The 12,446-nt window shown below is 66.1% G+C and carries 15 protein-coding genes and 2 pseudogenes; 3 read left to right on the top strand and 14 right to left on the bottom strand.

What is annotated here, in order from left to right:
• Positions 1–77: 77 nt before the first annotated feature.
• The 6 genes and pseudogenes from MHX64_RS01425 to merA all read right to left on the bottom strand — a co-directional run.
• Positions 78–228, bottom strand: a pseudogene (locus tag MHX64_RS01425) (IS481 family transposase); the annotation flags it as partial.
• A gap of 375 nt (positions 229–603) precedes the next feature.
• The gene (locus MHX64_RS01420; protein WP_038610825.1) at positions 604–1,560 is read right to left on the bottom strand and encodes a cytochrome c biogenesis CcdA family protein; all 957 of its coding nucleotides are present in this window, start codon (positions 1,558–1,560) and stop codon (positions 604–606) included.
• Positions 1,557–2,039 (bottom strand): TlpA family protein disulfide reductase, encoded by a 483-nt coding sequence (locus tag MHX64_RS01415; protein WP_236627259.1) that lies wholly within the window; start codon positions 2,037–2,039, stop codon positions 1,557–1,559. The genes MHX64_RS01420 and MHX64_RS01415 overlap by 4 nt, the downstream gene beginning before the upstream one ends.
• Positions 2,040–2,158: 119 nt before the next feature.
• Positions 2,159–2,374, bottom strand: a complete 216-nt coding sequence (locus tag MHX64_RS01410; protein ID WP_004601218.1) for a hypothetical protein — start codon at positions 2,372–2,374, stop codon at positions 2,159–2,161.
• Between the two features lie 126 nt (positions 2,375–2,500).
• Positions 2,501–3,154, bottom strand: coding sequence for an organomercurial lyase MerB (gene merB, locus MHX64_RS01405; protein WP_070362923.1), 654 nt, complete (start codon positions 3,152–3,154; stop codon positions 2,501–2,503).
• A gap of 34 nt (positions 3,155–3,188) precedes the next feature.
• On the bottom strand, positions 3,189–4,613 hold the full coding sequence (gene merA, locus MHX64_RS01400; RefSeq protein WP_239356775.1) for a mercury(II) reductase: 1,425 nt from the start codon (positions 4,611–4,613) through the stop codon (positions 3,189–3,191).
• Between the two features lie 108 nt (positions 4,614–4,721).
• Between merA and MHX64_RS01395 the strand changes: the two genes are divergently transcribed.
• Both MHX64_RS01395 and MHX64_RS01390 read left to right on the top strand, forming a co-directional pair.
• Positions 4,722–5,111, top strand: coding sequence for a heavy metal-responsive transcriptional regulator (locus MHX64_RS01395; RefSeq protein WP_004601215.1), 390 nt, complete (start codon positions 4,722–4,724; stop codon positions 5,109–5,111).
• Between the two features lie 78 nt (positions 5,112–5,189).
• Positions 5,190–5,899, top strand: a pseudogene (locus MHX64_RS01390) (IS6 family transposase).
• 155 nt (positions 5,900–6,054) lie between these two features.
• Here MHX64_RS01390 and MHX64_RS01385 read toward each other — a convergent pair.
• From MHX64_RS01385 to thiO, 8 genes are all read right to left on the bottom strand, one after another.
• Positions 6,055–6,735 carry a type 1 glutamine amidotransferase domain-containing protein gene (locus MHX64_RS01385; protein WP_239356774.1) on the bottom strand — a complete coding sequence of 227 codons (681 nt, stop codon included), beginning with the start codon at positions 6,733–6,735 and terminating at the stop codon, positions 6,055–6,057.
• 41 nt (positions 6,736–6,776) lie between these two features.
• Complete coding sequence (locus tag MHX64_RS01380; protein ID WP_239356773.1) at positions 6,777–7,247, bottom strand: hypothetical protein; 471 nt, start codon at positions 7,245–7,247, stop codon at positions 6,777–6,779.
• 98 nt (positions 7,248–7,345) lie between these two features.
• Positions 7,346–7,900, bottom strand: coding sequence for a hypothetical protein (locus MHX64_RS01375; RefSeq protein WP_239356771.1), 555 nt, complete (start codon positions 7,898–7,900; stop codon positions 7,346–7,348).
• Between the two features lie 9 nt (positions 7,901–7,909).
• Positions 7,910–8,344, bottom strand: a complete 435-nt coding sequence (locus MHX64_RS01370; protein ID WP_239356770.1) for a hypothetical protein — start codon at positions 8,342–8,344, stop codon at positions 7,910–7,912.
• A gap of 17 nt (positions 8,345–8,361) precedes the next feature.
• Entirely contained in the window at positions 8,362–9,462 is a 1,101-nt protein-coding gene (locus MHX64_RS01365) for a ThiF family adenylyltransferase (RefSeq protein ID WP_239356768.1), read from the bottom strand.
• A complete protein-coding gene (locus MHX64_RS01360; protein ID WP_239356766.1) occupies positions 9,463–10,245 on the bottom strand; it encodes a thiazole synthase in 783 nt (260 codons plus the stop codon).
• A 2-nt stretch (positions 10,246–10,247) separates the two neighbouring features.
• Positions 10,248–10,442, bottom strand: coding sequence for a sulfur carrier protein ThiS (gene thiS, locus MHX64_RS01355; protein ID WP_239356764.1), 195 nt, complete (start codon positions 10,440–10,442; stop codon positions 10,248–10,250).
• Positions 10,439–11,506: a glycine oxidase ThiO gene (thiO, locus tag MHX64_RS01350; protein WP_239356850.1), complete on the bottom strand. Its 1,068-nt coding sequence runs from the start codon at positions 11,504–11,506 to the stop codon at positions 10,439–10,441. The genes thiS and thiO overlap by 4 nt, the downstream gene beginning before the upstream one ends.
• An 86-nt stretch (positions 11,507–11,592) precedes the next feature.
• Between thiO and MHX64_RS01345 the strand changes: the two genes are divergently transcribed.
• A complete protein-coding gene (locus MHX64_RS01345; protein ID WP_181889989.1) occupies positions 11,593–11,967 on the top strand; it encodes an ectoine synthase in 375 nt (124 codons plus the stop codon).
• Positions 11,968–12,446 lie beyond the last annotated feature (479 nt).

Below are 12,446 nucleotides of genomic sequence, written 5' to 3'. Positions count from 1 at the left end.
TCTCACATTCCAGTTCCTGCCGGGTGTCTCATAAAACTTTAGGTTTTCAGGACGCTCCGCGACCGCTAGTGGGCCATATAAGCGAGTCGGGTGTGGTCATCGACAGCGGCATGGACGTGGTCGAACCCGATCGGGTCTTCCGGTCGCGGATCGGTCGTGGACTCGCCAACCGCCGCTGTCGGGGATGCGGCTGAGTTTCTTCACATCGATATGGATGAGCTTGCCTGGCCACCAGCAACGCTCTCGCATGCGTGGTCAAGCGGGCGTTACCGTTGGGCATAGAGGCCTCCGGCAGTGAAGAACTAGACAGCTCCACTAAGCCAGGAGGCCTAACTATTTCACAAGACCGAAAGTGCCACCAACGTCACGGTCGAGTACAACTAGTGGGTGTCACTGTGGCTTTCCGAAGTCCACCACACTGACGTTCCCGTCATTGCGGGGGCGGTACAGAGGGCTCCTGACGGATTGCCCGAAGTCCTCTGCACGAATTGACTTCCGGCCTGATGCCGCTGTACCAACCTGTCCTGATAGGCGGGCGCCTCGTTTGCCAGAAGATGGGGCACGGTTCCCTCTCCCCCTTGCTTTTTGGGAGTCCTCGGCCAGCTACGGGATCGTGCCTGGCCGGTCCTCGGTCGAGTTGTTGTCCGGAGTTGGTGCGCAGCAGTCGGGTTCCCCGCTTTGCCCGGGGCCCTCGCCTGTGGGCGGCGTTCCCTGTCTGATGCGCAGTCTCCTGCGCCGGTTGAGGGCGGCCAATGCCGATGCGAGCACCACGGCTGCGGCGAGGGCTGCGATCAGGGTGCTGTTGTCGCTGATCCAGGCGCTGGCGGCGGCTGACCATACGGCGAGGCTGTTGGCCTGTGCGGTTCCGCCGGTGGCGGCGGGATACCAATACCAGCTGAGGTAGGCGCCGGTTATGGTGAGGATGAAGGCGGCGATGCGGTTGCTGTGCTTGGCCAGGCCGGTGATTCTTCGCCCGAGGGCGGCCCCGGCGATGGCCGTGCCTGCCGAAACGAGCATCAGGACAGTGGCCGAGCCTGCGGCGTAGGCGGCGAAGACCGCGAGCAGCCCGGCGTAGCTGGCGACGGCCTGGGCTTGGGCGATCACGGCCAGGAGCACCCCGAGGGTGCAGCCGAGGGATGCTGCGGCGTATCCGACCCCGAAGGCCACCATGCGCCCGGTTTTGTGCCCTGCCCCTGCGGCTTCTTGTGTGCGGGGTTTCGTGGCCCAGGCCGGCAGACGGAGCCGTGGTGTGAGTCCGGTGAGCATGGCCAGGCCCAGCAGGAGAAGGATCACCCCGGTGGCCATTCCCAGCCAGGGCGCTGCGCTGATCAGGGTCCTGGCGCCCGCGCTGACGATCAGCCCGAAGGCTGCCAGGGTCCCGGCGAAGCCGAGGCTGAGCGCGAGCCCGGCCCGGAGCCCGTGGGCCAGACGCAGCGCGAGCGGGCGCGTCCGGGCGTCCCCGATGGTCTGGGCTATCCAGGCGGGCAGGAGGGCGAAACCGCAGGGATTGACCGGGGCAATCATTCCAGCGGCGAAGGCCAGGGCAAGCAGGGCTGTCATTGGGCACCGGCCTTGGTGAGTTCTTCTTGGATCTTTTCCGCAGACGGGTCGGTGGCCCGGAAGGTAACGTCACCCTTCGCGTCGACCACCACCAGGGTGCTCATGGAGGTGACCTTGTACCGGGTGGTCAGTGTGGCCCCGGTGTCGATGACGGCAGGGAGCTCAGGGGCCTTGATGTAATCGCGGAATCCGTTGATGGTCTCCTTCGGTTCTCGGGGGTCCACGTCCACCAGGAGGTAGTCGGCCGAGCTTCCCAGGGCCGTGGAGGCCTTGTTCAGGGAATCGGCCCCTTCCACACACTCACCGCATCCGGCAGAGAAGAAGAACAGTGCTGCGGGCTTACCGTCCGGGATGGTCCGGGTAGTGCCGTCAATGTCGGAGACCGTAACAGCAACGGCACCGGCCGCGTCGGGCGACGAACCGCCTGGCGCGGCCGACGGGCCGCTCGGTGAGCTGGCGCAGGCGGTTGTCAGTGCCATGACCGCTGTCAGAAACAGGGCGGAGGCGAGGTGCCTGGGCCGGGGAACGGACAGAGAACGGCGGGATCTCGGGTATGTCATGGTGTCTGGTGGTTCCTTCCAGGAATGGGGATGGGGACTCAGGCGGTGCCGTGGTCGGTGCGGTGGTGCTCGGGGGATGCGGGAGGGCAGCAGTCGTCGGTCCTGCGGCGTTTTCGCTGCCTGGTGACGGCGATGATCCCGGCCAGGAGCACCGTGGCGGCCGCGAGTAACACGAGGGGATTTGAGAAGAATCCGGCGATCGCGCCGAGGGCTCCGGCGGCGATGAGGATGGGTCCTGCGCAGCACAGGATCATGGCCGCTGCTATGCCGATTCCTGCGGCCAGTGTGTGGTATCGCCCGGGGCGACCGGTCTGCCGGACGGGTTGATGGCCGGTGTCTGGCTGTTCTGGGTGCTGGGTCATGTCATGTCCTTTTAAAGCTCAGCAGCAGGAGTCCTGCGCCGCGGGGGCCCGCGTGGCGGCCGCGGCGAGGAGGGCGGCGGCCATGGCGGCACCGGCCCGGTGTGCCGCCTCGATGTCCAGGACTTCGCCGTCGGGATGGGAATCCAACCACGGCTGGGCGTCCTCGCGGGAGGCGAAGTAGTGGACCTGGTTGCAGAACGATGACCGCACCGGCCCCGTGCCCGGGTGGCTGATGATGGACACGACGGCGGTGGCCGGCTGCACGGAGGTCACCGTGCCGTCCGCGCCCGTCATCACCCGGATGAGGGTCCCGCTACCCGGGGAGGTCGACTCAATGGTTGCGGCCTTCCCGATCAGGGCCGGGAAGAAGAGGGTGTCCAGGGCGCACCAGGTGTAGAGCTGTTCCCCGGCCAGGGTGAAGCGATGCGGGGTGGGCCGCATCGTCAGGGCCAGGCCGATGATGCGGCCCTCGTCGTCGTACTCGGTGTCCGGGACGGCGGCCAGTCCCTGCCGGACCGTGTCTTCGCTCCGGCCACTGGCGGTGGCCAGTTCGGCGACCGTGACGGGCTCGCCCTCGGCCAGGAGCCGCAGCAGCGGCACGAACAATTCCGGGTCTATTCCGGAGCGCGCGGGGGACAACAGATAGGTGAGGGCCTGGTCGGTGGCGGTCATGGCATTCCTTTGCTTCGGTAGTGGGGGCTGCAGCTCAGGCGCAGCAGGAGAGCTTGGAGACGTCGGTGTTGAAGGCCTTGGCGGCGATCCTGATGCCCTCGGCCATCGTCAGGTAGGGGCTCCAGGCGGCGGCGACCTGCGCGGTGGTCATGCCCGCTTCGAGGATGTAGACGCCGGCGGCGGCGATCTCCCCGGCGTCCTTGGCCACCGCGGAGAGGCCCAGGATCCGTCCGGTGTCGCGGTCCGCGACAACCTTGATGAAGCCGCGGGTGTCGCGGTTGACCACGGCTCGCGGCACGTACTCCAGGGGGAGGACCCGGCACTCGCAGCTGATCCCGGCGGCGACAGCTTCCTTTTCCGTCATCCCGACCGCCCCGATGGCGGGACTGGTGAAGGTGACCCGGGGCAGGTGCCGGTAGTCGACCTCGGCCAGGGCATCGGTGAACGCATTGTCCACGGCCAGGGCGCCGTGGGCCGCTGCGACGTAAACGAACTCCCGATGGCCGGTCGCGTCCCCGGCGGCCCAAACCCGCGGGTTGGACGTGGCCAGGCGGGAATCGACCACGATCTCGCCGGATGCGCCGGTCTTCACCCCGACGGCGTCAAGGTCCAGTCCCTCGGTCACCGGGCGGCGGCCCAGTGCCACGAGGATGTGGGAAGCGCGGAACACCTCCTCGTCCCCGGCCACGTTTGCCGTCACCGAGACCCCGTCCGGGCCGGAGGCCACGGAGTCGGCCATGGCCCGCCGGACCACCCGGATCCCCTCGTCGGCGAACACCCCCGCCAACGCCTTGGATGCCTCCGGTTCCTCCTGCGAGGCCAACCGGGAACGGACCAGCATGGTCACCCGGGAGCCCAGCCGGGAGAAAAGCTGTGCCATCTCCAGGGCAACATAGCCTCCGCCCAGGATCAGCATTGATTCGGGCACCTCGTCCAGTTCCATCGCCGTCGTCGAGGTCAGGTACCCGGCCTCGGCCAGTCCGGGAACGGGCGGTACGTAGGGTGCGGAGCCAGTGGCCACGAGGTAGTGCCCGGCCTCGATCGTTCTCACTGCACCATCCGGGGAGATCACCCGGAGCAGCGGTGCGTCCTGGGTTCCGGTGAACGACGCGTCCCCCGAGATCATCGTCCACCCGTAGTCCGCGGCCAGATCGACGTACTTCTCCGTGCGCATGCTTTCAACCAGCGCGGCCTTGCCCTGAATCAGGGCCGGCATGTCCACCGGGCCCGCCGAGGCCGCCACCCCAGGGAAGCGGGCCGAATCCAACGCCACGTGGCGGGCCTCCGCGGCAGCCAGGAGCGCCTTCGACGGGACGCAGCCCGTGTTCACGCATGTCCCGCCCACGGTGCCGCGCTCCACCATCACGACGCGCTTGCCCAGTCCGGTGGCCCGGATCGCGGCCGCAAACGCTCCGCCGCCGGAACCAATAATCGCCAGATCGAACTTTTCGTTTGTCATTCCAGATGTCTCTTCCCTGTGGTTCAAAAGTTCCTATGGAACCATTGTGAACCTTCCAGTACAATGGAAGGTCAAGTGTGGTGGCCATTGGAAGGGGAATCGGCGAACATGAGGATCGGACAGCTTGCGGAAGCAACCGGAACCACGACCAAGACCCTGCGGTTCTACGAGGAGTCGGGGCTGCTCCCTCCGGCCGAGCGATTGGCCTCCGGCTATCGGGACTACGCCGAGGATGCCGTGGGTCGGGTCGGGTTCATCCACCGGGGCCAGGCCGCCGGGCTGACCCTCGCCCAGATCCGCCAGATCCTCGACATCCGCGACGGCGGCCAGGCGCCCTGCGAGCACGTGCGCGACCTGCTTGACGTGCGCCTCGCTGAGATCGAGCAGCAGATCGCGCAGCTCTCCGTGCTGCGCGACACTATCGCGGACCTCAGACAGGACGCCGCACACCCGGACCCTGAAACGTGCAGCACCGATCAAGTGTGTAGGTACTTGTAATCCAATTGGGCACACCTCCTGGACGGTGCTGTTGCAAAGTTCGGGCGACAGGAAGACCTGCGTGAAATAATCACAGCCATGGGCATCTTCTCCGGTCGTCATTTCCCCGTGAAATCATCCTGTGGGCGGTCCGGTGGTACTGCCGCTACGGGCTCAGCTACCGCGATCTGGAAGAAATGATGACCGAACGCGGCGTACCGGTCGATCACAGCACCATCTACCGCTGGGTCCAGAAATATGCTCCTGAGCGGGACAAGCAGACCCGGTGGTACCGACAAGTCCCGGATTGGCAGGCCCGGTCCTGGCGGGTGGACGAGACCTATATCCGGGTCGGGGGAAAGTGGTGCTACCTCTATCGGGCCATCACCGCGGGTGGGCATACCCTGGATTTTTACCTGTCCCCAAAGCGTAATGTCGCCGCAGCGAAGCGTTTCTTGGCCAAGACCCTGAGGTCGAACACGATAACCGGGTTCCCGCGGGTGATCAACACCGATAAAGCACCCTCCCTGGCCAGGGCAATCGCCGAGTTGAAGTCAGAGGGAATCTGCCCGCAGACCGTGGAACACCGGCAGGTGAAATACCTCAATAACGTCATTGAAGGAGATCATGGGCGGCTGAAACGGATCCTCGGACCGAAGGGGGCGTTCAAAAACCGGACCTCGGCGTACCGGACGTTGAAAGGGATGGAAGCGATGCACTCATTACGGAAAGGCCAGGGCGCGATGCTTGCCTACGAGCAACCGAACCCGGATGCGGTGATCGTCAGCCGGGTGTTCGAGGCTGCCTGAGAACGCCGACCCGCAGCCAGCATCAGAGGATGAAGACTGGGTCGTCACGGCTCTCCGCCTGAAGTTTGCAACAGCACCGAAAATCTCTGGCCGGGTTTTTGCATTGCAGCCGCTCATCGCCAAGGTAGCGGTGCAAGTGCCCGGGGAGCTGGGATTTATCCCAGCGCCTCCAGCACTGCCTCGCCGACACCTGCAGCTGACGTCGGGTTCTGGCCGGTGATGAGTCTGCCGTCGACGACGACGTGCTTGGTCATCGGGATCTTGGCGGTGGTGTACTCGCCGGCCTGGTCGCGGAGTTTCTCTTCCAAGCTGAAGGGGACTTCCTCGGTGCGGCGGGCAAGTTTTTCTTCGGTCCAGGAGTAGCCGGTGACGTGGCGGCCGTCGAGAAGCTTGGTGCCATTGGCGAGGGTGACGTCGAGCAGACCGCACGGGCCGTGGCACACCGCGGCGACGATCTTGCCGCTGTCTGCGAAGTGGGCGACCGCCTGTTTCACCTCGTCGGCCGCGAAATCGAACATGGTGCCGTGGCCGCCGATGAGGTAGATGCCGTCAAAATCGTCGAGGTTCACATCCGCGATGGCCGGGGTGTCATCGAGCTGGCCCATGAACTCGGGGTCCTCGTAGCGCTTGTTCGTGCCGCCGAGCTGGATCACTGGGGTTTTCAGGCTCACCGGGTCGATGGGTACGGCGCCGCCGTCGACGCTGGCGAGGGTGACCTCGTGGCCGGCCTCGGTGAGCACGTCGTAGAAGTGCGTGTACTCGCCCAGCCACATGCCGGTGTGGATGCCGGAGTCGGTGTAGCGGTGGACACTGGTGGAAAGCGCAAGAAATTTCATGCGCCCCATTGAACCACCAGCGCTCCCGCCGGGTAGCGGGCCTACGTGGCCGGGTTGCGTACCAGCAGGCGGTCCACCTGGTCCGCCAGGTCCGGGGCTTGCGTGTCAAAGTCGCTGGGCACCTCCCGGTCCGCTTCGGCGATGGCGTCCGCGTCCGGCTCACCGGTGGCCATTGCTGCCTCAGCTGCGTCGAGCAGCCGCTGCAGGCGGGGCACGTTGAGCTGGTACGCGCCGTCGTGCTCCGGGCCTGCCACGGGTTGGATCCAGCCGGTGGCGGTGAAGACGAACAGGCGGGACTCCAGCAAGTTCGCCTTCAATCCGAGCTTGTCTTTCGGATCTCCCAGGCGTTGCATGTAGCCCCTGCGCGCCTGGCGCACGGTGCCGTCGCTGTCCAAGACGGGGCCTGTGTGGTCGTCAGCGTTACGCGCGATGTCGGCCAGCATATGCAGTTCTCGGGGGAAGAGCGACGGCGCTTTTGCGCAGTACACGGCGGCTCTCAATATCTCGCCCAAGGGCGCCTCCTTTATGCGGTTGTGGTGGAACAGGCCGACATTATAATTTTCCGTCCGATCCCGGAGGTGACGGAATCGAACGAATGTGTGGGTGGGGGTTAGATGGACGACATGGCCGGGATGGACGAGCCGCGCAGCTTCGAGTTGAACGCGATGATGCGGCCGCGGTCGGCGTAAATGTCGTTGATCTCGCCGGCGCGGATGACGCGGCTGAGTTCCCGGTCGCCGATGAAAAAGTTGCCCTTGGTGTCACTGGCGACGAACGTGGTGCCGTAGCGGCGCAGCTGCAGATTGCCCATCTTCGGGGCGCCGGCGAAGGCGTTGGTGTCGGCGCAGTCCCACGCGTCCCACTTGCCTAGGTTCATGGCGTTGGCTTTGCCCTGGCCGGCGCACATGTGACCTGGCATGGTGTCCACCAGGCTGAGGCAGTGGATGAAGTCCTGGCCGTCGATGGCGTAGACACCGCAGCGCACAGTGTCCTGTTGGTTGGCAAACGTGGCGTACGGCGGCTGCGCGGGCAGTGCGCCGTGGGCGGCGGGCCACTCCACGCCCCGGGGGTTGAATCCCTCGTTGGCGGAGGCGGAGGTTGCGCCGGCGGATAGGGCGGCGGTGGCGGTGAAAGTAGCGATGACACCGCGGAGAAGCGTGCGCATGAGATTCTTCTAGAGCTTGAACAGCACCTGGTTGGTGGCGCCCGCGCGGATGATCGCGCGGGTGGCAATGTCCGCCACGTACAGGTTGCCGGAGAAATCCGAGGCGATGTACGCGGTGCCGAGCTGCTTGACCTGCAGGGGGTTCAGCTTTTGCGGCACGTTGGTAAAGCCCTGGTTCCAGCAGTGGACCTCGGCGGATCCGCCACCGACGCTCACGGCCGGGGCGAGCTGCCCCGGCGGGTTGCACTCCGGCTGTGCCTCGCGTGCGGGGTCGGACACGCAGATTGTCTTCGTGGTGCCCTGGAGCTGATAGATCTCGCAGCGGACGTCGCCTGCGGTGTTGGAGTAGGCGGCGCTGTTGGCGGATGCGGCCGGCGCGAGCGCGGCAGCGGCGGCGATGAGAGTGGCGGTGGCAACAATGGGGGCGGTCTTTGTGATCTGCATGACACGAGTATTGCAGTTTATGTCCAGCGTTGCACGCCTCCGGGCAAAGATTTCAAAGAAATCCCCAAAGTTTTCGCCAGGGCGCCATGCCTATCGACGAACCCTTCGGAGCGCACACCACCAGCGCAATACACAACAACCTCGTCGCCGGGCGAGAACTGCTCGAGCGCCCTCGATACCGCCTCCGGATCCCGCTCCACCTCGCTGAGCGGGAGGTTTATCCCCGGCACGGGCAAATCCGCGATCGCCTTCTCGTGCGGCTCGCGCACGTCGAGGGAGGGGAGGCGGTGGGCCGTGAGGGCGTCGAAAAGCTCTTGTCCTTCGGTGTTCACGGTGCACGCCTCGGTGTAGGTGCCCAGAGTGGTGGCGAGCTCGCGCGCCGGGTCGCGGGTGACGGTGAAACGGCGCATCGTGGCGGACAGTGCGTCGTACATGTGCAGACGGCCGACCTTGACGTCGCCGATGCCGGCGAGGAACTTCACCGCCTCGGTGGACATGAGCGAACCGACCACCGAGGTGGTCACGCCGAGCACGCCGGCGGTGGCGCAGTCCGGCACGGAATCGGCGTCCGGCTGGGTGGGGTAGAGGTCGCGAAGACCGACCCCTTCCGCGGGCGCGCCGGGGCCGGAGTGCCACAGGGCGATGTCGCCGCGGTAGCGCAGCACCGAACCCCACAGAAGCGGCGTGCCGGTGATCTCGGCGGCGTCGGCGGCGAGGAACTTGGTGGCAAACGTGTCGGAGCCGTCGATGAGCAGGTCGATGCCGTCGAGCGCCCCGAGGAAGTTGTCGGGGCTGAGCCGGTTGTTCACGGGCGTGACCTGGATATCCGGCTGCAGGGCGCGCAACCTTCCGGCGGCCACGTCGACCTTCCGGCGGCCCACGTCATCCGCGCCGAAGAGGATCTGGCGGTGGATGTTGGTCAGGTCCACCGTGTCGTCGTCCCACACCGTGATGTGGCCGACACCGGTGGCCGCCAGCGTCTGCATGATCGGGCAGCCCAACCCGCCCGCGCCGATCACCAGCACGTGTGCGTCGTGCAGGCGCTGTTGTTGCTCCGGGCCGAAGCCGGGCAGGTTCATCTGGCGCGCGGTGCGCTTGAGTTCTTGCTCCGGAAGCACCTATAGCACCTCGTCCGCCCAGCTGGCCAGGCCGTCGAAGGTGGAGGACGCCACGGCGTGCTCGCGCTTCGGGATCCGCCCCGCGGCTCGCGCCAGGCGGCCGGCCTCCACCGCGTGCCGCATGGCCTGCGCCATGGCTACCGGGTCCTGGCAGCGGTTCACCGCGCTGGCCAACAGCACACCGGAGCAGCCCAGCTCCATGGCCAGGGAGGCGTCGGAGGCGGTGCCGACGCCGGCGTCGATAAGCACTGGCACCTCGGCGCGCGAACAGATCAGCTCGATGTTGTGCGGGTTCAAAATACCAAGGCCTGTGCCGATCGGCGAGCCCAGCGGCATCACCGCTGCCGCCCCAAGGTCCTCGAGTCGCTTGGCAGCCACCGGGTCGTCGGAGGTGTAGGCCAGCACGGTAAAGCCCTCGTCGACGAGCATCTCGCAGGCGTCCACGGTCTCCACCACATCGGGCAGCAGCGTGCGGTCGTCCGCGATGACCTCCAGCTTCACCCAGTCGGTGCCCAGCGCCTCGCGCGCCAGCTTCGCGGTAATCACCGCATCGCGTGCGGTGCGGCAACCGGCGGTGTTCGGCAGCGGCGCGATGCCCAGGCGCTTCAGCAGGTCGAACACGCTCTCCCCGCCGCCGGTCGTGGCGCTGTGGCGGCGCATCGCCACCGTGGTCAGCTCCGTGCCGGAGGCCTTCAAAGCCTGCTCCAGCATGTCAAACGAGCTCGCCCCGCCCGTGCCCATGATTAGGTGCGAGCCGAACTGCTTTCCGGCGATTTCCAGCACTCCTAGCCTCCTTGCACTGCGGTGAGGATGTCGGCGGAGCAGCCGTCGATAAGCTTTCGCCCCCACTGTGAGCGCGGCACGACCTCGCCGTCGATGGCCACCGCGGTGCCGTCGGCGGGTGCGCCGACCTCCGCCACGAGTTCCTCCACCGTCGCGGCGGTGGTGGTGGTCGCTTCTCCGTTGAGCGTGATATTCATGAATGCCTCCTCGGGTCGCACGCGGTCAAGTCTATTGAGGGCTTATGCCTATCGACGAGCTCCGCCCCTACCCGCGCCCCCAACCCCGCAAGCAGAATCCCGTGCCGGAAGTACCCGGTGGACACGACGGTGCGTTCGTCGATGCGGCCGAGGTAGGGCAAGTCGTCCGGCGTGCCGGGGCGCGCGCCCGCGGTGGCCTCGACGAAGTCGCACTCCTCCAGCGCCGGAACGAGCTCGATCGCGTCGCGCAGCAGCTGGTGGATGCCCTGGACCTGGGGCTGGTCGCGGCCGTCCTCGCGGGTGGTCGCGCCGATGGTCAGCGTGCCGTCCTCGCGCGGGATGAGGTAGACGGGACGGTCCTCCACGAACCCCCGGACCACGCGTGTGAGCAGCGGGTACTGGTGTTTCGGCACGCGGACGTGGAGCACGTCGCCGTAGACCGGGCGTAGGTCCAGGGAGGGGATGAGTTGGCTTGCGCCGAGGCCATTGGCGACAACGACCTGGTCGGCTTCGTCGAGCTGGTCGAGGCTGTCGATGCGGTTGGTGGTGAAGGTGACGTTGGCGCGGCGGCAGGCGTCGAGAAGCGCGCGCGTGAACAGGCGGGGCTGCACCTGGTGGTCGCCGTCGATGCGCACCGCGCCGTTGATGGCGGGGGAGAGCGCCGGCTCGAGCTTGCGGGCTTCGCGGGTGGTGAGCTTGTCCACCGCCATGCCGTGGCGGGACTGGTACTCGGTGAGTTCTTCGAGGTGGGTCTTGTCCGCGATGTCGCGCGCGATCACGAGCGTGCCGTCGGTGCGGTAGCCCGTGGGCAGGTCCGAGTACTTGGCGGTGAGGTTGATCAGCTCTGGGTACCACTCGGCGGAGGCGCGCATCAGCGGGAAGAGCGGATCCTGCTTGTACACCACCTCGGCGGTCGGGGCGAGCATCCCGCCCGCGTGGTGGGAGGCGCCGGAGGCGGGCGCGGGGTCGTGGACCGTGACCGTGTGGCCGCGGTCCGCGAGCGTAAGAGCGGTGGTCAAACCGATAATTCCTGCGCCGACGACCGAGATGTTCACGCTTGACAGGGTAGCGCGTTCGCGTCGGTGGTATTGGGAATTTCGATACCGTGGCAGGTGCACGTGTGACAGACGAGATTCAAGGAGAGTGCAACATGTTTATCCGATCCCGCGAAGACGTCGACACTGTCGAATGGGGCGGCGGCACTAGCGAACGCCTGCTCACCGCCCGCGACAACATGGGGTTCGCCGTCGCCCACACCGTGGTCCGCGCCGGCACCGAATCCAAACTGGAATACCGCAACCACCTCGAAGCCTGCTACTGCATCGCCGGCTCCGGAGAGGTCGAAGACACCGACGGCAACATCTACCCCATCACCCCGGGCACCATCTACGTGCTGGACGAGCACGACCCGCACTACCTTCGCGGTGGCAAGGACGAGGACCTCGTGCTGGTGTCCGTGTTTAACCCGGCGATTACCGGCGACGAGGTGCACGAGCTCACCGGCGACGGGTTCAGCTCATACTAACTCGCGCGGGCGAACCAGACCTCAGCGGCGCCGGTGTGCACAGACCCTGAGGAACGAAGCACGATTTTGTCCGGAGTTGTCAGTGGGTGAATGCGCCACCTCGACTTGGAGGTTGTTGTGTCTGGCCGTTGGACTCCGAAAAATGTGAAGGCGCTTCTGTGGCCCGGCTTGTCGCAGGCGGTGATGTCGGCGAGATTGCGCGTGATGCCGGTGTGCATGATGCCGCGGGATCAGATGCTTGGTGCTAGAACAATCGGGTTTGGGGGCGTTTGATAAAGCGGGGAATGATGCCAGCGTTGAACGTAGCGCTCTAGCCTATTTCATAGGCGGATTAATTTGATACAGATAGCGGCGAATGAGGTCAAGTCCTGTGTAGTGGTGTAGCCGTTTGTGCTTTCGGCTCGGTATGAAGTTCGGGGTTTTTGTTAGGCGGTTAGCTGGTGGTGGTTGCCATGATCACCTCCTGTTTGGTGCATGAG

Source organism: Corynebacterium sp. ACRPZ (assembly GCF_022346205.1).
Classification (GTDB): domain Bacteria; phylum Actinomycetota; class Actinomycetes; order Mycobacteriales; family Mycobacteriaceae; genus Corynebacterium; species Corynebacterium lehmanniae.
This window is presented reverse-complemented; position numbering and strand designations above follow the sequence as displayed.